We start from the raw sequence: 18,911 nt of genomic DNA on the forward strand, positions 1-18,911 counted from the left end.
TGCTAGCAAAGCGACCGACATCCGATGACTGTTGATCTGGACGCAATCGCCCAACGCGGGCGATGCGAGGTCTCGAGTTTACGCCTGGCCCTGCCACTGATTGAGCAAGGTTACACGCCTCCTTTCCTTTCGCGGTACCGCCGTGACGAGCTCGGCGACATCGACGAGGCCAGTCTTTGGAACCTCGCGCATGCCGTGCGAACCCAGAAAGTGCTGGACGAGTACCGAGCGGATCTGCAAGCCGCTTGGCAGCAGACCCCGTTGGTCGATCCTGCGATTGGCCGAGCCGTTGGCAATGCTCAGTCGAAAAGACTGCTCGATCGCCTGAGTCGCCGCGTCAAACTAGAATCCAGTGAATCAGCGGGTCTTGTGCAGCGTTTGGCGGTTCGTGCTCTGAACCCGCAAAAAGGCGACGGCGAAGACCTGAAGAGCCTGGCGGAAGCCTTGGCCGCCGAGCCCATCGCAACAGCAACCGCGGCGGAAGACGAAGCCCCCGCGACGGACAGCACCCCAGCGGATGTTGACGGTGCGTTGGCAAAACTGGACGCGACCATCGCCAAGCGATTGATCGGCGACCCACGAATCATGGGCGCCGCGGTGCGTTGGCTTTCACGCAACGCGAAAATTCGCGTGATGGAAGTTCACGATCCTCACATTCAATCCGAAGCCGATTCATCGGATTCGCAGCCCAAAGATCAGAATTCCGAGGCCGCTGCAGAAGCACAGCCAGCCGCCGCTGCGGCGGAACCGGCTGTGGAAGCCCCGGCTGAGACCGCTGAAGCTGCTCCTGAGGCCGAAACGCCAGCCCCCGAAGCAACTGCCCCCGAGGCCGCGGCCTCCGAGGACGCAGCACCCGACGCGAGCAGCACAGTCGAAGCCAGCGCAGCCGAAGCCAGCAGCGAACAAGCTCCGCCGGCGGAAACCGCAGAGGCACCTGCTAGCGAGCAACCCGCTGCGGATTCGGACTCCACCGAAACCGAAGCGACCGCCACCACAGAACCTGTTGCTGCGGAAGCATCCACTGCGGATGCCACGGCTGCTGAACAGACGGAACCCGCTGGTTCTGAAGCGTCCGCTGATTCGGAAACGCCCGCCGGAACGGACAAACCCGCTGAGTCGGTGACCAAGACGGCTCCTGCAGCCAAGGCAGCGCCCGCGAAAGCGAAGCCCAAGAAGTCCAAGAAAATCTCCCCGCGTCAGCGTCGCCGCCGTTGGTTGGTCAGCACGCTGAAGCCGTTGGCTGGCAAGAGCATGCCTGCCAACAAGCTGAGCTCTTTCCAATTGGTCATGCTGGGCCGAGCCCTGCGAAGCCAAGTCGCTCAGTGTGCGTTTGATTACGACGCCGCAAAATTGGTCGCGGAACTGCAAAAGACCGCCGCCGGCTTCAACCGCCCCTTGGCGGATCGCTTGTCCGGGTTGGTGCTCGAAAACGAAGCGATCATTCGCGACGCCGCGGAAGCCGCGTGGTGGGATGAATTGCAAGAGCAGGCTTCTTCACGATTGGTCGCCATCGCCGCTGACAACTTGCACTCGCAAATCAATCGCGGCGGCGTCGAAGCCAAAGTGGTGATGTCGATCGATGCCGTTGGGCCTCGTACCGCTGCCACTTCGATCGTTTCTTCGGACGGTCGACTGCTGCACAGCGAAGACATCCCATGTCAGCTGTCTGCCGCCATGCGGACGCTGGCCGTGACCAAGATGGGCGAACTGATCCATGCTCATCACGTCGATTTGATCGTGATCAGCAACGGTCCCGCCCGCCGGGCTTGCATGATCGCAGTTGGCGAACTGATCAAGCAATCCGCTGACAAATCAGTGCGTTGGACGCTCGCTGATCGCAGCGGTGCAGACGCCTATGCAGGTGGTCCTGCCGGCGATCAAGAGATGAAATCGACGCCACGTCGTTTCCGTGCGGCGGCGTGGATCGCGTTCTCGGCCATGCAACCAGCTCAGGCACTTGTCAAAGTGGACCCGCTGAAATTGCGACTCGGTTCGTTCCAACGCGAATTGTCGGACGACGCCGTCTTGTCGGCACTGGAAGACGTGATGGTCAGCGGCGCAGCCCGCGGTGGCGTCGATGTCAACTCGACCGCAACGACTTGGATGCAGCGTCTGCCAGGCATCACGTCGGAAATCTCCCAAGCCATTGACGAACGTCGTCGTGAGAAGCTGATCGCTTCCCGCGAAGAGTTGGCGACCGCGATTGAGTGGCCTTCCGTTGTCAACTCTCGCCAGGCAATGCCATTCCTGCGAGTCTTTGCCAGTGAAGAAACACTCGATGGCACATTGATTCATCCCGACGACTATCCGCTCGCGAAAAAACTCGCGACGGCCCTGAACATCGAACTGCCTCCGGATCGGCCGCCAGCCTACGAACTGCCCGATTACAGCGAACCCGTTGTGGTCACCAGCACCGAGGCCCCGGTGGAAACGGCCAGCGAAGCAGCTGCCAGCGAAGAAGCAGCTGCCAGCGAAGAAGCAGCTGCCAGCGAAGAAGCAGTTGCCAGTGAAGAAGTCGCTGCCAACGAAGAATCGGCCACTCCCGAAAACGCAGAGCCAGACGCTGCGGCCAGTGAAACCACCGCGGAGCTGTCAGCGGAATCCGCGACGGAATCCTCCGACGCACCCGCTGCCCAGACGCCCGCATCGGACGACACCGCCAGCGAACAGCCTGCCGCCGAATCCAGTGCCGAGGAATCTGAAACACCTGCTTCAGAAGAATCCCCCGCATCGGAAGCTGCCGCTGATTCAGAAGCTGCTCCGAGCGATGGTGAGCCCACCGAGGGTGCCACCGAAGCCAAGGCGGAAGCAGAGGCTCCCGCCGCGCCGGAACCCGTGCGTCGCCCAATGCCCGAACGGGCCGCCGTCGACAAACTGATCAAAGAATGGCAAATCGGAAAGCGTCGTTCGCATCAACTGGTTCGCTGGTTGTGCGATCCGTTTGGAGAAGGTGCCTCCGAAGGTGAGTCACCCGCCGTGATGACGGCCATGCCATCGCTCGCTGAGCTCAAACCAGGTGACCAAGTCATCGGCGTGGTCGTTGGCGTGATGCCATTTGGTGTGTTCATTGAATTGTCACCCGACTGCAGCGGACTGATCCATGTGAGCCGGATCTCCGACAATTTCGTTGAGGATTTGCACGAAGCTGTTCAGGTTGGTGACGTCATCACCGCCTGGGTAACCGGAACCGATGCGAAGCGTCGCCGGGTTGCTTTGAGTGCGATCTCGCCTGAACGCGAAGCGGCTTTGGAAGCCCGTCGCCAGAACGATCGCGGTGGACGCGGTCGCGGCCCCGGCGGACGTGGTCAAGGCGGCCAAGGTGGTCGCGGACAACGCGGTGCCCAAGGCGCTCAGTCGGGTACCCAAGCGAGCGGACAGGGTGGCGGACAAGGTCAGCGATCTGAGTCGGCACCACGCGGTCGAGGCACGCCGTCCGGCGGTTCAGGCCAAGGTGGTCAACGCGGCGGGCAAGCTCGTGGTGGCCAAGGCCAAGGCCGCGGTGCTCAGGGCGGACGCGGCGGCAAGCCAGGCGGTCGTCCCGGTGGACGCGATGCAGGCAGAGGCGGACGCGGTCGCGGACCGAAGAAACCAGAAGTCTACGAAGTCATCGGCAAAGACCCTGAAAAGCCACAGATCAGCGATGCAATGGCCAAAGGCGATGAGCCCATGCGATCCTTCGGCGATCTGATGCAAATGTTCAGCAAGGAGAAAGGCCAAACGACTCCTCCAGCGGACAAGAAACCAGCTGCCAAGCCGCCTGCTGCGGAGCAACCAGTCGCCGAGAAGCCAGCGGAAGTGAAACCAGCCGAAACACCTCCGACGGACCCACCGGCCGCACCCAAAGCAGAGGCACCCGCCTCACCATCCGCTCCTGAGGGAGACGAATGAGCGACGATTTTCAGTCTCGATTGGAATCGGCCATCGCTCGCGGACGCCGCCGTGCGGAGCATGAAGCTTCGCAGGAACGGAAAAAGGAGATGTCAGAGGAGGACTTGAAGCGGCTTCACACGTCGTATCGTTTGTCTCTGTCAGAACAAATTGAAGCGGCTGTGCGCCGCGTCGCAGATCACTTTCCCGGGTTTCGCTACGAATCGGTCTTTGGCGAAGAGGGGTGGGGAGCGGCGTGTTACCGCGACGATTTACGACTCGATGCCGGACGTCGTACGAACCTGTACAGCCGCTTGGAATTGGTCATTCGGCCCTACAGCGATTTACGAGTGCTGGACTTGAAAGGCAAAGGCACGGTGATGAACCGTGAACTTTTCAATCGCACGCACTACGCCAAAATCGTGGACGTGGAATCAGAAGAATTCAGCCAATTGATCGACGCGTGGGCGATCGAGTACGCCGAAATGTATTCCGCGAAAAGCTCAACGTCTTGAGCGTCACCCGCCATCACCGCTGCTGAATGTCTCAGCGGTTCGTGGGTGCCACCTGCATGCGAGCGTGCGTCGGCAGGTGATTCTTGCCAATCCGTCCATCGGCTTTGACCCAGCCCAGCGGACGACCGAGATGCTGCACGATCTGCCAGCCACGGCGGTCCGTCGGAACCGTGCCTCCCGCCAAGTAGGTCGCCGCTTGGGCGTCATCCAATTCGATGCGTCCCGCCCCCTGCGTGAACTCGTCATCGATGTGCCTCAGGGCACAAGCGTGAGACGGCTTCCAGGTCTGACCGGTTCGGTAGGCCACTTCCGGGCCAATCGTCCAGGCTTGCTTGACCCACTCGGGTGCACCTTTGCAAAACGCCTCTGCGATCCAGTCGCGCTGTCGCAACAGCACTGAATCTTCACCGTCGCTGGGTTCCGAGGAAGTCCCCAAAACCGTTTGAAGCAATTCATCGCAGGCGAGATCGAGAGGTTGCTCGGACTGCAGAACGCCTCGGCGAAGCAGCCAGGGATCTTCGACGAACTCGGCTGAGTCTTCGGAAGGATCAGCGTCCCCCGGTTTCTTCAAGCGTGCTGCGAATGCGCCGGCGCAACCATCGCGATGTGGCCACACTCGATAGCCGCATTCGGTGAGCGAGCTTTGGTAGGCGCTCAAGGCTTCGACCGGTGACGGTTGCATCCCCAATTCACGGGTCATCCAGTCCACTTGGTCCTCATTCTCGGCCACCGCAAAGGTGCACGTGCTGTAGACAATCGTGCCTCCGGGACGCAGAAGCTGATGCGCCGCTGCCAGGATTCGTTGTTGGCGGGCCGCGTTGGTGGCGACCATCGACTCGTTCACGGCCCCCTTGGATTGCCGGCCACGTGACAGCAAGGCTTGGCCACTGCAGGGTGCATCGATCAAAATGGTGTCGAAGACGCCCGGTAGTTTTTCCGCGAGGCCATCCGGGTCTTCGCAGCTGATGGCGTAACGATCCGATCCGGTTCGTGACAGGTTGTACGCAAGCGGCGCGATCCGGGAACGAATCGGTTCGTTGGCAAGCAGGAAACCATCGACTCCGATTGCTTCCAACAATCCGGTTGCTTTCCCTCCGGGGGCCGCACAGAGATCGCAAACCAACTGCCCGGCAAGTGAGTCCGTGTGAGCTTCCGCGGCCGCGAGTGCAAGCAGTGACCCCGCGTCTTGCAGATAAAATTCCCCCGCGGCAAAGTCGATTGAACGCGAGGCGTGAAAACCATCCGGAATCGCGACGGCGAGCGGATACCAAGGCACATCGGTTCGCGAACCAGGGCCGTTGCTGTTTGGTTGCAAGCGAAATGCCGGGGCGCGGTCTCGACGGACTCGCATCACATTCGCATGACGCTGGCTCATTGCCGCTGCCAAACACTCCAGTTCAGCGGCTGGCAATTCAATCGGGGCGATCGCTGAGGAGACTTGTTCCGCCGTCAGCGCCACGGGCTTGCGATTGGCGGAAGGTTTGGAGGATGCCTGCGATTTGCGGCTGGCTTTCTTCGGGCCTTTTCGAGATCGACTCACGTTCTTGTGATCTTGTTCCAGACGGACATCACAAACGACAGCGTGATTGCGATCATGAGTGGCGAGGTGAAGGTGAACATGATGAACATGACTTGCGAGAGGCTGCCGGATTCGTCCTCGGGAGGCTGTGCACCAACCCAAATCGCGATGTCCGTTTGAACACTGGGAACTCGCGAAGCATAAAACAAACCCGCCAGGAAGAACGCACTGATTAGAACCAGCAGCAACGACACCGCGATGCTGACCTGTGGGCGAGGCGAATGGGAGGAAGCCGTTCTTGGTTCGGGTTGGGAGACGGAATCAGCTTCAGCCATCGAAAATGCCAGACCCAAAATCATCGAACGGTTCCGAACTCGCTTGCGAGGAGCGATCCGGTTGGGCCCCTCCAGCATCACGGTTGGGCGAGTTTGTCACAGTCGAACCGCGAGACCCACCGCCGCGACGATGCAGGTGAGGTTGTGGGATGCGTTGCTCGTCGCCTTGTTCGCCCCGAACGATCAAGGTGTCCGCATCATCCTCGATCGTGGGTCTGGTGACCGGATCGGTGCTGGAGGCTGGTTTGGATTCGTCCGTGGAGGAACTTGTGTAGTCCGCTTCGTCATAATCGCCAGCATCAAAATCGTCTTCGTAACGACTCCGGTATCCAGGCTGTTGTGATCGATCCAGTTCCGCTTCGAATTCTTCGATCACTGCCTGCTGAATCATTTCGCGGCATTCGCTGTTGATCGGGTGTGCGACATCCGCATACAGCTTTTGAGGCGAATTGGCGTTGTGGCCGCTCAGTTTGGCGCCGCAGTGATTGCAATAGGCTGCGCGCAGGTGATTCTTGGAACTGCATCTCCCACAGTGCCCCGTCAGTTTGCGACTGGGCATCGCAACGAAGGGACCGCTCGTTCCGTCGATGATTTTCAGATCACGAACGACAAACGATTGGTCAATGGTGATCGAGCAAAACGCCCGCAGACGGTCCTCCGAACCTTCCATCAGCTTGATGCGAATCTCGGTAATTTCCACGACGTCCCCTTATGCGATGTGGATCTCCGACGGCACCACACAACTCATAACCGGTCGGATCAATGCGCCACCTGGAAAAGTCGAACGCAGTGTTTCCGCAGCGAGTGCTGCTTGTTGCGACGAGTCTGCCAAAGCGAAGCAAGCCGAACCGCTGCCCGTCATGTGGCAATGTGTCAGTCCAGCCTTCGACAGACATTCTAGGGCGGGATCGATGCGCGATGAAAGCCCGCGTGCGGGCGCTTCCAAGGTGTTATGCAATGAAAACGTGGTTTCGGCAGGCATTCCTTGCAATGCGAGCACCAAATCATCGCTGGAATGGGGTGAATCGGGGACGCTGCAGCGAGAATAAACCTCTGCGGTCGAAACACTTGCCGCTGGGTAGATGACGACTGCGTGCAGTGGATTGGCTAATCGGAAGAACTCCAATTTCTCACCACGACCCGTTGCACGAGCGCATTGGATGCCTTCGTTTGCCCTTGGATCCCCACCGAAACTGGGTCCCCCAAAGAAAAAGGGAACGTCACTGCCGATTTCGGCGGCCAGGGGCAAAAGCAGTTCGCGTTTGGAAGTGGCTGGCATTTTCGAATGGGTTTCGCTGGCCGCTTCCCATCCCAATTGCAACGCCGAAGCGGCATCGCTGCTGGCACCTCCCATTCCCGCGCCACTGGGAATGTTCTTGTTCAGCTGGACTTCCCAGCCCCCGTCCAGGCAGAGAGCCTCGCTCAGGCGATTGAGCGCACGGACGACCAGGTTTTTGTCATCGGTCGGAATGAACAAAAGCTCGTCCTCTTCCTTGACCTGCAACTCGTTGGCGACGGCGGCTCGATCAGGAATCCAATCGACCGACAGTCGGACGCCAGGTTGCGATGTGCGGCGGAGGCGAAGTTCGTCTCGCCAATCAATCGCGATCATCACGGTATCCAGTTCATGGAAACCGTCGTCGCGACGCGCCAACAGTTCCAAGAAGAGGTTGAGTTTGGCGGGCGGCGACGTGTGATACCAGCGAGATTCAGTCACGTGTTCAGGCTGCTTTTCGAGAAGATGGCAGTTGGGTTTCCATCGGATCAGCAGAGGCCATTGCGACCAAAGCGATCCCCAGGCGGTCCGCCAGTGCGATGGTTTCCTCGCTGTCGAGCAAGATTGTTTTGTCGGCCTCGATCGCGATCGCCGCCCCGCCTGCTTCGTGGACGCGCTGGATGGTTTGAGGACCGACCGTTGGCACGTCGAACCGCATGTCTTGTTCTGGCTTGCTGACTTTGACCAATGTCCAACCACCACGACGGCACAATTCGCCGGTACGTGCGATGCAGGCGTCCGTGCCTTCGATCGCTTCCACGGCGATGATGGTGCCGTCCTTGATCGTGATGGCTTGGCCGATATCCAGTCCGCCCATGGTCTTGGCAATTTGCCAGCCTGCGGCAATGTCGGACTGAATTGCCGGCGAGGGTTTTCGGCGTGTCAGCTGCCCCGTTTTCGCGAGCAGTTCAGGAGCCAAGTCCGTGGCGGAGCAAATTTTCATGGTGTGATTCTCATAAGTGTCGATGACCGCGCCGAGCAGTCGGTCATCGCGTGCGTCTCGGCGTGCACCAAACAAACAAGGCCAAAAGGTTTTGATGCACGTCCAGTCCGGTGTGTGGCGAATCCAAACCGAACCACTGTAAAGCAGGTCCGATTTGAACAGTTTGCCTGCCATCGTCACGTGGCGGACGTCGTTGCGTTTGAAGTACCGAAGATGACCACCAAAACGCCCGACACCTGACCACAAGACACTGTCACAGAGGTCGTTGAGTTCTTCGCCGGCGTGTCCCGTGATGGCAACGCAGTGAACCGGATGCCCAAGGGCTTTCAGTTTTTCCGCCACGCAAATCGGAAAACGTCCCCAGCCCGCGATCAAACCAACGGGTGCACCCTGGGGCACATCTCGATCGACGGGGGCACGAAGGTCCGTGCCGCCGGCATCGTGAACAGCGGTTGGGTCGGGGGAGACATTTCTCATAGCGGGCGCAAGGCTCATGACAGTCGCAAGGTTGCGGGAACCGAAATTCGCTCAGGCAGCTTTTCGATGGCCAGCGTCTGCTGGCTGATTTTCGGCAGCGGCGGACAACCGGTTGAGTTGTTGCGTCAATCGTTTGAGATCGCGACGCATCTCAGGCAGTTTGCGCTGGACGGCCATGATCTGCATCTGATCGCGTTGGGGGGTGGCGGGTGAACCCAAGTAAACTTGGTTGGGTGCCAGGTCATCCATCACACCGGCTTGAGCACCCACGATCACGCCATCCGCCAACGCGATGTGGTCTTTCAATCCGACTTGTCCGGCCAGGACAACGTAGTCGCCGGTCGTGCAGCTCCCTGCGATCCCGACTTGGCTGCACAATAGGTTGTGACGACCGATTTGGCAGTTGTGAGCGATCATGACTTGATTGTCGATCTTCGTGCCTTCACCAATTCGTGTGGCGCCATAAGTGCCACGATCGATCGTCGAACTGGCTCCCACTTCCACATCATTTTCGATCACGACATACCCAAGCTGCGCGGTGGGCACGTGGCGTCCATCGACCATTTTGTATCCAAAGCCATGTGCCCCCACGACGGTGCCGGCGTGCAAGGTGACGCGTTCGCCGAGTTGGCTGTACGCGTAGAGCGTCACGTTGGGGTGCAGTGTGCAATGGGCACCGACCTGGCATCCCGCCGCGATGGTGACTCCCGGTGCAATGTAGCAACCGGGACCAATTTCAACGTCCGCACCGATGACAGCCGAAGGATGCACGTCGCTGCTCGGGTCAATCTTGGCAGTCGGGTCGATCCCGCTGACTGGCATCGAGTTGCCCAGGGCAGGACGAAAGTGGCTGACCACTTGAGTGAAGGCTGCGTGAGGATCACCCACCAAAATTTGCAGCCGAATGGGAGACGCGGCGACGTATTCCGGAGCAATGACCGCGAACGCGTTGCTTTTCGACAATTGGTCCACGTGATTGGCGTGATCAATCAGCGTGATTTCTTGAGGCCCCGCTTCGACCGGAGGAGCGGCACCCGTGCAAATCATCGCAGAGGTTTCGTCGCTGGGAGATTTCCCCTGCGCGGCGTCCTGCGACGAATCGGAGTTGTTTGGGGTGCAATCGCTGAAATCGAGCAATTGACCGCCAACCAAGTCGGCGATTTCTTGCAGAGACAGTCCATTGGAAGACGCCATTTGAAAAATCCTTTTTCGGTGACGTGTGTCGAGGTGCGGGTCCGGATCGGTGGGTCGCTTCCTTGTAGCGGCAACCTACAAATTGACGCAACGTGAATCGTCGGTCTTGCGACGGTTCGTCAGAAAGGACTAGTACAGGGCTGCATGACGCGCGGTGGTGTTCAACCTGCGCGTTTTCCGAATGGCTCCAGCACCCAGTCGCTAACGATGCCCAGCCCTGCTCTTCGCAACGATTTCTCTCCCTCGCCCGCCTCCCCGGTTTCGGTTGGCACGCGGTCGCATGCTCATGAAGCGTCGACAGCGAATCCGAATGGTCTGCGGGTTTTCAACCCGGACGAGAGCCACTCTGCGGACACGGCTGCTCAGCCCGTTCGCCAAAGTCGGTGGACGATTTGGGGGTGTTTGACCGCCTCGCTGATCGTCGGCACGCTGTTCGCCTCCCTGACAGGATGCCAATGGGCCGCAGGAAGTCAGAACACTCAGGGAGCGGCTCTGTACAACCAAGGCCAATACACGGCGGCGATGGAGCAATTCCAAAAGGCGATCGCGTCGGACCCGACGGATGCGGATGGCTACTACAACTTGGCGGCCACCTCGCACCGACTCGGGAATCAGCGACAAGATCCCAATTTGATCCGTCAAAGTGAGGCTCTTTACAACCAATGCTTGGATCACGATCCCAATCACATCGACTGTCATCGCGGACTGGCCGTTTTGCTGGTCGACTCAGGACGTCCTGACCGAGCTTTCACGCTGCTGAAAAACTGGGCCGCTCAAAACCCTGCTTTGGCCGAACCACGCATCGAATTGGCTCGCCTTTACGAAGAGCACGGCGAACCTCAGACAGCACTGAAGTACTTGGAAGATGCGGTGCAACAAGACGCCAACAACGCTCGAGCGTGGCTGGCACTGGCACGTTTGCGAGAAGCCAGCAACGACCCGGTTCAGGCATTGCAGAACTACCAGCGTGCTCTGGCTCTGGGAGGAGGCGTTTTAGGCCCCAATGGAGCGATGGTCAGCGAACGTGTGGCTGCACTGAGTCGTCAAATCAACTCGACTCGCGACGCCGCGTCCTTCAATGCGGGCGGCACCCAAATGGCCGCTCCCGCCGGATTTGGCTCGTCTCGCTATTGAATGTCGCTGCGTCAGGACCAGTGGGATAGGCTAGCGAACGATTTTGAGGACAATGTAGGGTCGGATTTCCCTTCACTCCTCGATTGCCTGCCCGATTCTCATGAAATCAATGGACGCCCTGGTGTCGTTGTGCAAACGACGCGGTTTTCTTTTCCAATCCAGCGAAATTTATGGCGGTGTCCAAGGCTTCTGGGACTACGGGCCGCTGGGAGTGGAGCTGAAACGCAACCTCAAGGATGCGTGGTGGCACGACATGATCTCGGGCCACAACGAATTGGTGACGCCCGCTGGTGCTCCCTCGACCTTCGAAATGGTCGGCCTGGATTGCACGATCATCATGCACCCACAAGTCTGGAAGTGCAGCGGTCACTACGATTTGTTCCACGATCACATGGTGGATTGTCGCGAATCGAAGAAACGCTATCGCTTTGATCAGGTGCGTGGCCGATTCGTGGAATACCAGGACAAGAAAATTTTCGTTTCAACGCTCGCCGAAATCGAGCAAGAAGAAGACGAAGTGCGTCGTCGCGGGATGAAATTCTTCAAACTTCGCGCCAAGAACGCGGACGAACTGACCATCGAAAAGGAATCGCTGACGCTGGACAAGCTCGATTCGACGGACAATGTCCTGGCTCCCGATGCGAAAACACTCGGAACGCTGACCGAGCCTCGTGAATTCAACTTGATGTTCAAAACCACCTTGGGTGCGTTGGGCGGCGAGGAGGACACGACCTTCCTGCGTCCAGAGACCGCGCAAGGGATCTTCGTCAACTTCAAAAACGTCGTCGACAGCTCACGCGTCCGCATTCCGTTTGGAATTGGCCAAACGGGCAAGAGCTTCCGCAACGAAATCACGCCGCGTAACTTCACGTTCCGCTCGCGTGAATTCGAACAAATGGAAATCGAGTTTTTCTGCCATCCTGATCAATCCCAGGAGTGGTACCGGTACTGGCGAGATCGCCGGATGGCTTGGTACATCGGGCTCGGTTTGTCCAGTGAATCGCTGATCATGCGAGAGCACCACACCGAGGAATTGGCTCACTACAGCGTCGGTACAGCCGACATTGAGTACGCGTTCCCATTCTTGCCCGAAGGCGAATACGGCGAACTGGAAGGAATCGCTCACCGGGGCGACTTCGATCTCCGCAGCCACATGGAAGGCAAGCTCGATCCGTCAACCAATCCGATGACGGTCGAACTGAATGAGCACGGAAAACCGAAGTATCGCGGCAGCGGCAAAGACCTTGCCTACCGTGACGACATCACGAACGAAAAATTCGTGCCGCACGTGGTCGAACCCTCCGCAGGTGCGGACCGGGCCGCCCTCGCATTCCTGTGCGAAGCCTACACCGAAGACGAAGCACCGGACGAAAACGGCAAGATGCAAACTCGGACGGTCATGAAATTGGACCCGCGATTGGCTCCGATCAAGGCCGCTGTGTTCCCACTCGTCAAGAAAGATGGGATGCCAGAAGTCGCCCAGGAAATCTATGGCGCGCTCAAGGAACACTACAACGTGTTCTACGACGCAAAGGGGGCGGTCGGTCGACGGTACCGTCGTCAGGACGAAGCCGGAACGCCGTACTGCATCACCGTCGATGGTGATTCGCTGAAGGACAAAACCGTCACAATTCGCGACCGCGACTCGCTGGAACAAACCCGCGTCAAGATCGACGACGTTGTCTCCGAGATCCAGTCGCGAATGAAAGCGTCCACCTGATTCGGTGGGGCGTCTGGATCGACGGATCCAGCGACAATCAAATTTCTCGAACGATAAAAACTCCCTTTGGGTTCAATGAGCTCAAAGGGAGTTTTCGTTACAAGGCTGTGATTTTCGTAGTCAGGCGGCTCGGGCGATCGATTGCGTTTCGCGACTACGTTGCATGGCGGCTTTCCAACAAAGACTGCGGGAACGACTCCCGTCCAGGATTCCGGCGTAGTCATCCCCCAGCACGCGATCGTAGGTCAACGCAGCAGTCAGCGCGTTGTTCTTGCCATCGATTTCCGCCGAGATCCGTTTGCGATGCATCATCGTGCGAAGTTTTTCTATCCGCTGGCTGTATTTTTTAATTTTGCCGGCGACGGCGACAGTTGTGTCCCCCGCTTCGGCGAGTTCCTTTTGGGTTCCTGTCTGTTCGGCGTATGCAGCGATGTTTTCTGCCAGCATTCGCTGGGTTTCGTAGTCGTCCGGCCGAGGCGAGTTGAGAACGTAGTGATACCAGGCACGGTAGTCAGGCTTCTCAATTTCGCGAGGTGAATTTGTGCGGATGGTTTCCAGGGTTGAGAAAAACGCGTGCGGTACCGTTAAGGTACAGCCGAGGACGTCGCATAACGGATCCTGTTTGGTCTCCTTTCGCCACAAATGAGCGGGTTGGCGTCGCGGATCCCCGGTTTTAAAGGAATGATGTGCTCCACCCGTGCTAGCGGGACTGTATCCGTTGAGTGTAAATGGGTGAGCTACATGCATAGCGTTTGCGTTTTGTAGAACCGCTTGATAAGTCACGTAGACATCCGGGTTGCTGCTCGCAAAGCAAACTCCTTCCGAAGTTTCGATACTGCGAAGGAAACGCCGCGAAATACACCCGTGGTAGATGGCAGGCTTGGGGCCCAATGCACCGAGATTGCAAGCCAGAAGTCGCTGTTTAGATTCGTCGCAGTCGATTTTCTCGATTTCGCCGTAGAGGCTATTTCGTTGAAATTTGACACTTCCCGTGTGTTTGCCGTATCCGGTGATGGGCCAGCCATACGTGGGCCGATCCCAGCTCAGAGCATCGGGAGTGTGTTGCTCTAGAATGCGACGAAGAAAGGGGAACTGATCTGCCAAGAAACAGTCATCGTCACCTATGTAGATCACGTAGTCGCCGCTGCATTGCTGGAGCGAGAACTCGAAGTTCTGTCGCATGGAGACTCGTTCGCCAGTGTTGACGTACTTCAATCGAGAATCTTGGATGGAGGCAATGACTTCTTGCGTGGTGTCATTGCTAGCATTGTCGCTGACGATGATTTCGAACTGGTCGTCTTTGACTCGGAGGGCAGTTTGAATGGATTCCTTGAGATATTCAACTCGTTCTCGAGTCGGAATGATGAGGCTAATGATCACTTTGAACTCTCAATGATCGAGGAATATTCGGGAGCAACGCCTGCCCGATGAGTGTGGACACGACGCAAATCCGACCAAGCAAAGGCGTTGAGACGGAACAGATCTGACCTCATTAGCAACCCCGCGGGGGAGCGGTCAATGTCGAAGCGATGGCACACGAAATTCGCCGCAGCAATTTCGGTATTGTTGGGAACTGCGAGGATCGCTAAGGTTTCACGCACATTCGAGTGCCCAAAGGCATGGGAACTCACTCGTGCTTCGATGACTAAAGGAATGGTCAATGTCGATCGTATTGCTTGCCGGTGGACTCGGCACAAGGCTTCAGGAAGAAACCACCAGTCGCCCCAAACCCATGGTCGAGATCGGAGGGCGCCCGATCTTGTGGCACATCATGAAGCACTTCGCCCATCATGGCCAAGACGAGTTCCATATCGCTTGTGGATACATGGGCGACTTCATCAAGAACTACTTTCTCGATCAGTACAACCTTTCGGGCGATCTGTCGATCGATTTCGGCCGCAATGTGGTCGCCCGCAAAGAAACCGAGGCGGAGAACTGGCGTGTCAATCTGTTCGACACGGGAATCGACACCCAAACCGGCGGTCGCCTGCTGCGATTGAAGTCTCGCTTGGATTCCGGAACCTTCATACTGACCTACGGCGATGGTGTCAGCGATGTGAATGTGGCGGAGTTACTGGACTTCCATCGATCGCACGGCCGATTGGCAACCGTCACCGCCGTTCGACCTCCCGCGAGATTTGGCGGATTGATCATGAATGGCGACTTCGTCGATCACTTCACTGAAAAGCCTGTTTCGGGTGAGGGTTGGATCAACGGTGGGTTCTTGGTCCTCGAGCCAGGCATCTTTGACTACTTGTCATCCGATCGCGACAGCCTGGAAGCGGATGCGTTGGAGCGAGTAGCAGCGGATGGTCAATTGGCTGCGTACCGTCACGACGGGTTCTGGCAGTGCATGGACACTCTCCGCGACAAGCACTATTTGCAGCGATTGTGGGATGAAGGTCGCGCACCATGGTGCACATGGGGAAGCGATGTGCAAGAGCCTCGGTTGCGAATTGGGCCTACCAAAGCCAAGGCCGCCTAGGTCCATTTTCTCGACGGGTTGTCCGTCCGCGAAGCCCCACGTCACCCCACCCGCACCGACTTCAGTTTTCAAGAGCAGATCATGGATGTTTCCAGCACCAGCAAAGCAACATTTCAAGCAAGTTTCTGGCGAGACCGTTCGGTCTTGGTGACCGGTGCGACCGGGTTGGTTGGCAGTTGGTTGGTGAAGCGACTGCTCGAAGCGGAAGCCGATGTCATTTGCCTGATCCGTGACTGGACGCCCAATGCCGAGATCGCCCGAAGTGGAGACCTCGATCGAGTGACCGTTGTTCGCGGAGACATCTGCGACCAAGAATGCTTGGAACGTGTTTTGGGTGAGCACGAGGTTTCGACCGTCATGCACTTGGCAGCCCAAACCATTGTTGGGATTGCCAACCGCAATCCGGTTTCAACCTTTGAAGCCAACATTGGCGGAACCTGGAAGTTGATGGAAGCTTGCCGCCGCAGCCCCAAGGTGGAGCAAATTGTCGTGGCCTCATCCGACAAGGCGTACGGGGACGCGAAAGTGCTGCCCTACACCGAAGAAACACCTCTGGCGGGAATGCACCCGTATGACGTCAGCAAGTCCTGTGGCGATTTGATCGCACAAACCTATGCGAACACTTACAACCTGCCGGTCTGCGTGACCCGCTGCGGCAACTTTTATGGTGGCGGCGATCTGAATTGGAACCGGATCATCCCGGGCACCATTCGATCCGTCTTGCGTGACGAGGCACCCGTCATCCGCTCCGACGGTTCGTTTGTACGCGACTACTTTTACGTGGAAGACGGCGCAGCCGCTTACATGCACCTAGCGGAGCAAATGGCTCAGCGACCCGAACTCAATGGCGAAGCCTTCAATCTCTCCACGGAGATTCAAGTCTCAGTCTTGGAATTGGTCGAACAGGTGCTTGAGTCGCTGGACTCATCGCTTCGCCCTGTTGTGTTAGGGGAAGCATCCAATGAAATCCAGCACCAATACTTAGACGCGAGCAAAGCTCGGAACTTGTTGAACTGGCAGCCTGATTTCGCTCTGACTGAAGGATTGACCAGGACCATTGAGTGGTACGAAGACTACTTCCAAGGCAACTTGAAGTCACGATCCACGACGACCAAAGCTTTTTCAAGATCCGCAGTCGCGTAAAAGTGGTTCATTACCTGGTTTCGAAGATTCGGACCAAATCACCATTCATCTTGGTGTTCTTTAGTGAACAAGCGATCTGGTAATCCAACAAAATCAGCGTCTACTTTCGACGTAAATATCCACAAGGCGCGACAGAGATTTGCAGCTTGTGGTCGATCGATTTATCGATCGTGAAGTCGGGATTTTGCTCAACAAACTCCATGACGGCCGACTTTGGGCTGTTTCCAGGGCGCCATGGTCGATTGCCGAAGAAATCTTCTGGCATATCCTCCACAATGGTGTCGAACGCAACGCAATAACTTCCCGATGTAACCAGAGGAGCGTAAGCGTTCAATTCCGCGAGGACGTGGTCATGAGTGTGGTTGCTGTCCAACAGCACAAGGACTCGATCGGTATCCTTCACTTTTGATTTGACCTGCTCGACGATCTCGTCAGCAACGCTGGACCCCTCAATCATATCGATTCGATTGGACATTGGATGGGATTCGATCGCTTCCTTGTTGTGCGACCGAATGTCGATATCAATTCCAACCACTCGGCGTTTTGGCAATTTCGGGTCGAGCACTTCACCATTCTCAATCGCATCGGTGTAGTCGAGAAGTGCCAACATGGAAGCGCTGTAGATCAGCGACCCGCCGTGAGCGATTCCGGTTTCGATGATCACATCCGGTCGGCATTGCCAAATGAGTTCTTGGACTTGCCAAGTGTCATTGGGGAATTGGATTGCCGGGCGTCCAAGCCACTTGAAGTTGTACGCCCAGTTGTGACGAGTTATTTCACGGATCCAAATACGAGACAAGGCGCAAAGGTCAGCGTCTTTCCCCAAGGACTCGATATTGCGAGCAACTTCTTGTTCGAATTCTTCATGCGGATTCATCGGTGAACTCTTTCCAGTGAGTGGTGTTCGAGCAGATATGCGTGGTGCCTTCTCGGCCGCAATTGGCGACGAGATCCAGTCCGGTCACAAACGGAGTGAAGTCACCATATTGTTGCGGATAAGCCTGACATTGATAATCCATGAAGCGAACTTCAATGCTGTTGGCTTCGAAGAGGCCAAAATCCATGTAGTTTTTAGCACCGTGGCCAGTGATGTATACGCTACCGTTGAGTTTCTGTGTGAGCTCCAGCACTCGCTGAGAACCGCCCCCAGCAGTGCCCAAGGTATCGGAGTGCACGAATTCTGTCCCTTTGTCGAGACCGAAGTACTTTGCTAGGTACAAAATCGATGCTCGAGACAGCTCTCCAATCGTTTGCGGAGACTCATCAAAGGTAGCTTTCATGAGTTCGACAGCATCGTGGTGGAATGGGCATTGTTTGAGGGCGTCTGCAACAAGCTTCAGATGTTTGGCCTGCCAATTTTGAGACAAATCGATCTGCACTTCGTCGATCAACTGTCCAAGGCGATGGCCTTTCAATGGGACTGTCATCCATCGAACGCCACTCGCTGTTTTTATTTGCACTCGGTTGCTAAAGGAGCCACGAGTGTATTGCACATCGTCGTAATGCACGAACGCATCCGCCAGCCGGACTTGCTCCAGAAGGCCGACCCAAGGGAAATACATCGATTGCGAAATGACAACTGTTCGCATGCTAGCTATCAGGAAGGGTCAAAGAACAAAGTGCGTTGAATCGTTCAAGCACTGAAGGGTTCGCCAATGTGTGGCTTGTGCAGTCTATCAATTTGAGGTTGCACTCGACACCGCTTCTCGTTTGAACGTTGCTGAGCAGATCAAACCAAACGAGGTTAAGATAGGTTTTCTGGAGGTAGCTAATTGTCTGCACTCGTCCCAAGCCGTGTGCCCCCGTGAGATGACTACAAACTTGTGCCTCAATCGGTCCCGTGTCCACACCTTCGTCGATCCGATGAAGCGTGCTGCCGACCATTCTTACACCGTGCCGATAGGCCTGTTCCACCGCATTCATCCCTGGGAATGATGGTAGCAACGAAGGGTGGATGTTGAAAACCTGGATGCCTGCTGCCTCAAATTCAGCCGCCTGAAGCAGTCGGTCGTAAAAAAGAATGACATGCCGAATTCCAACACCGAGGAAATGCTCCGCGCACCGAGACGAGAATGACTGACGATTCGTGTAGGCGATTCTAGTCCACGGAACCGATTGCTCCGTGCAGCGGTCAGATAGCCCACACGCTCGGTTGACAACGACCGTCGCACTGACGTCAGTCTGACTCCTTTCCATGCAGTCCAATGCCGAGAAGAAAGAACTTCCTCCTGCCGACCCAATCATTCCGAAACGCAGCATAATTCTTTATTAAAATGATCGTGGATAGGAGGATGAATAGCTGG

General features: G+C 57.1%; 17 protein-coding genes. 6 read left to right on the plus strand and 11 right to left on the minus strand.

Going from position 1 to position 18,911, the window contains the following annotated elements; all coding sequences use genetic code 11:
• The first annotated feature begins 24 nt into the window (after positions 1–24).
• Together PSR62_RS02365 and PSR62_RS02370 are read left to right on the plus strand one after the other, a co-directional pair.
• Positions 25–3,888, plus strand: coding sequence for a S1 RNA-binding domain-containing protein (locus PSR62_RS02365; RefSeq protein ID WP_274406232.1), 3,864 nt, complete (start codon positions 25–27; stop codon positions 3,886–3,888).
• Positions 3,885–4,382, plus strand: a complete 498-nt coding sequence (locus PSR62_RS02370; RefSeq protein ID WP_274406233.1) for a hypothetical protein — start codon at positions 3,885–3,887, stop codon at positions 4,380–4,382. Before PSR62_RS02365 ends, PSR62_RS02370 begins: the two co-directional genes overlap by 4 nt.
• A 31-nt stretch (positions 4,383–4,413) precedes the next feature.
• On the opposite strand, the gene PSR62_RS02375 is transcribed toward PSR62_RS02370, so the two are convergent.
• Genes PSR62_RS02375 through lpxD form a run of 6 tightly spaced genes read right to left on the minus strand, consistent with a single transcriptional unit; the run spans position 4,414 to position 10,126 of the window.
• A complete protein-coding gene (locus tag PSR62_RS02375; RefSeq protein ID WP_274406234.1) occupies positions 4,414–5,922 on the minus strand; it encodes a methyltransferase RsmF C-terminal domain-like protein in 1,509 nt (502 codons plus the stop codon).
• The gene (locus tag PSR62_RS02380) at positions 5,919–6,236 is read right to left on the minus strand and encodes a hypothetical protein (protein WP_274406235.1); all 318 of its coding nucleotides are present in this window, start codon (positions 6,234–6,236) and stop codon (positions 5,919–5,921) included. Before PSR62_RS02380 ends, PSR62_RS02375 begins: the two co-directional genes overlap by 4 nt.
• Positions 6,229–6,936: a SpoVG family protein gene (locus tag PSR62_RS02385; RefSeq protein ID WP_274406236.1), complete on the minus strand. Its 708-nt coding sequence runs from the start codon at positions 6,934–6,936 to the stop codon at positions 6,229–6,231. The genes PSR62_RS02380 and PSR62_RS02385 overlap by 8 nt, the downstream gene beginning before the upstream one ends.
• A 9-nt stretch (positions 6,937–6,945) precedes the next feature.
• Positions 6,946–7,953 carry a 4-(cytidine 5'-diphospho)-2-C-methyl-D-erythritol kinase gene (locus PSR62_RS02390; protein ID WP_274406237.1) on the minus strand — a complete coding sequence of 336 codons (1,008 nt, stop codon included), beginning with the start codon at positions 7,951–7,953 and terminating at the stop codon, positions 6,946–6,948.
• Positions 7,954–7,957: 4 nt separating this feature from the next.
• Positions 7,958–8,932 carry an LpxI family protein gene (locus tag PSR62_RS02395; protein WP_274406238.1) on the minus strand — a complete coding sequence of 325 codons (975 nt, stop codon included), beginning with the start codon at positions 8,930–8,932 and terminating at the stop codon, positions 7,958–7,960.
• A 51-nt stretch (positions 8,933–8,983) separates the two neighbouring features.
• A complete protein-coding gene (lpxD, locus tag PSR62_RS02400; protein ID WP_274406239.1) occupies positions 8,984–10,126 on the minus strand; it encodes a UDP-3-O-(3-hydroxymyristoyl)glucosamine N-acyltransferase in 1,143 nt (380 codons plus the stop codon).
• A 207-nt stretch (positions 10,127–10,333) separates the two neighbouring features.
• Here lpxD and PSR62_RS02405 point away from each other — a divergent pair, with 207 nt between their 5' ends.
• Positions 10,334–11,260, plus strand: a complete 927-nt coding sequence (locus PSR62_RS02405) for a tetratricopeptide repeat protein (protein WP_274406240.1) — start codon at positions 10,334–10,336, stop codon at positions 11,258–11,260.
• Positions 11,261–11,369: 109 nt separating this feature from the next.
• Entirely contained in the window at positions 11,370–12,980 is a 1,611-nt protein-coding gene (locus tag PSR62_RS02410; RefSeq protein ID WP_274408317.1) for a glycine--tRNA ligase, read from the plus strand.
• A gap of 120 nt (positions 12,981–13,100) precedes the next feature.
• Here the strand turns inward: PSR62_RS02410 and PSR62_RS02415 are convergent, their stop codons facing one another.
• Together PSR62_RS02415 and PSR62_RS02420 are read right to left on the minus strand one after the other, a co-directional pair.
• Positions 13,101–14,360, minus strand: coding sequence for a glycosyltransferase family 2 protein (locus tag PSR62_RS02415; RefSeq protein ID WP_274406241.1), 1,260 nt, complete (start codon positions 14,358–14,360; stop codon positions 13,101–13,103).
• A complete protein-coding gene (locus tag PSR62_RS02420; protein ID WP_274406242.1) occupies positions 14,357–14,641 on the minus strand; it encodes a hypothetical protein in 285 nt (94 codons plus the stop codon). The genes PSR62_RS02415 and PSR62_RS02420 overlap by 4 nt, the downstream gene beginning before the upstream one ends.
• Here PSR62_RS02420 and rfbF point away from each other — a divergent pair.
• Positions 14,641–15,465: a glucose-1-phosphate cytidylyltransferase gene (rfbF, locus tag PSR62_RS02425; RefSeq protein WP_274406243.1), complete on the plus strand. Its 825-nt coding sequence runs from the start codon at positions 14,641–14,643 to the stop codon at positions 15,463–15,465. The two genes, PSR62_RS02420 and rfbF, sit on opposite strands and share 1 nt — an antisense overlap.
• Positions 15,466–15,546: 81 nt before the next feature.
• The gene (locus PSR62_RS02430; protein WP_274406244.1) at positions 15,547–16,608 is read left to right on the plus strand and encodes a GDP-mannose 4,6-dehydratase; all 1,062 of its coding nucleotides are present in this window, start codon (positions 15,547–15,549) and stop codon (positions 16,606–16,608) included.
• A 100-nt stretch (positions 16,609–16,708) separates the two neighbouring features.
• On the opposite strand, the gene PSR62_RS02435 is transcribed toward PSR62_RS02430, so the two are convergent.
• From PSR62_RS02435 to PSR62_RS25630, 3 genes are read right to left on the minus strand one after another with little or no spacing between them, the layout of a single operon-like run.
• The gene (locus tag PSR62_RS02435) at positions 16,709–17,485 is read right to left on the minus strand and encodes a cephalosporin hydroxylase family protein (protein ID WP_274406245.1); all 777 of its coding nucleotides are present in this window, start codon (positions 17,483–17,485) and stop codon (positions 16,709–16,711) included.
• Positions 17,472–18,197: a WbqC family protein gene (locus PSR62_RS02440; protein WP_274406246.1), complete on the minus strand. Its 726-nt coding sequence runs from the start codon at positions 18,195–18,197 to the stop codon at positions 17,472–17,474. The genes PSR62_RS02435 and PSR62_RS02440 overlap by 14 nt, the downstream gene beginning before the upstream one ends.
• 1 nt (position 18,198) lies before the next feature.
• Positions 18,199–18,867 (minus strand): formyltransferase family protein, encoded by a 669-nt coding sequence (locus tag PSR62_RS25630; RefSeq protein ID WP_443217346.1) that lies wholly within the window; start codon positions 18,865–18,867, stop codon positions 18,199–18,201.
• Positions 18,868–18,911: the final 44 nt, after the last annotated feature.

It is taken from the genome of Rhodopirellula sp. P2, assembly GCF_028768465.1.
Taxonomy (GTDB): Bacteria; Planctomycetota; Planctomycetia; order Pirellulales; family Pirellulaceae; genus Rhodopirellula.

What these genes read in the sequence shown, in the direction of transcription:
- PSR62_RS02440 (WP_274406246.1), bottom strand. Translation starts at nt 18,197, where the DNA reads ATGCGAACAGTTGTCATTTCGCAATCGATGTATTTCCCTTGGGTCGGC.
- PSR62_RS02370 (WP_274406233.1), top strand. Translation starts at nt 3,885, where the DNA reads ATGAGCGACGATTTTCAGTCTCGATTGGAATCGGCCATCGCTCGCGGA.
- PSR62_RS02365 (WP_274406232.1), top strand. Translation starts at nt 25, where the DNA reads ATGACTGTTGATCTGGACGCAATCGCCCAACGCGGGCGATGCGAGGTC.
- rfbF (WP_274406243.1), top strand. Translation starts at nt 14,641, where the DNA reads ATGTCGATCGTATTGCTTGCCGGTGGACTCGGCACAAGGCTTCAGGAA.
- lpxD (WP_274406239.1), bottom strand. Translation starts at nt 10,126, where the DNA reads ATGGCGTCTTCCAATGGACTGTCTCTGCAAGAAATCGCCGACTTGGTT.
- PSR62_RS02435 (WP_274406245.1), bottom strand. Translation starts at nt 17,485, where the DNA reads ATGAATCCGCATGAAGAATTCGAACAAGAAGTTGCTCGCAATATCGAG.
- PSR62_RS02395 (WP_274406238.1), bottom strand. Translation starts at nt 8,932, where the DNA reads ATGAGAAATGTCTCCCCCGACCCAACCGCTGTTCACGATGCCGGCGGC.
- PSR62_RS02405 (WP_274406240.1), top strand. Translation starts at nt 10,334, where the DNA reads ATGCCCAGCCCTGCTCTTCGCAACGATTTCTCTCCCTCGCCCGCCTCC.
- PSR62_RS25630 (WP_443217346.1), bottom strand. Translation starts at nt 18,867, where the DNA reads ATGCTGCGTTTCGGAATGATTGGGTCGGCAGGAGGAAGTTCTTTCTTC.
- PSR62_RS02410 (WP_274408317.1), top strand. Translation starts at nt 11,370, where the DNA reads ATGGACGCCCTGGTGTCGTTGTGCAAACGACGCGGTTTTCTTTTCCAA.
- PSR62_RS02380 (WP_274406235.1), bottom strand. Translation starts at nt 6,236, where the DNA reads ATGGCTGAAGCTGATTCCGTCTCCCAACCCGAACCAAGAACGGCTTCC.
- PSR62_RS02430 (WP_274406244.1), top strand. Translation starts at nt 15,547, where the DNA reads ATGGATGTTTCCAGCACCAGCAAAGCAACATTTCAAGCAAGTTTCTGG.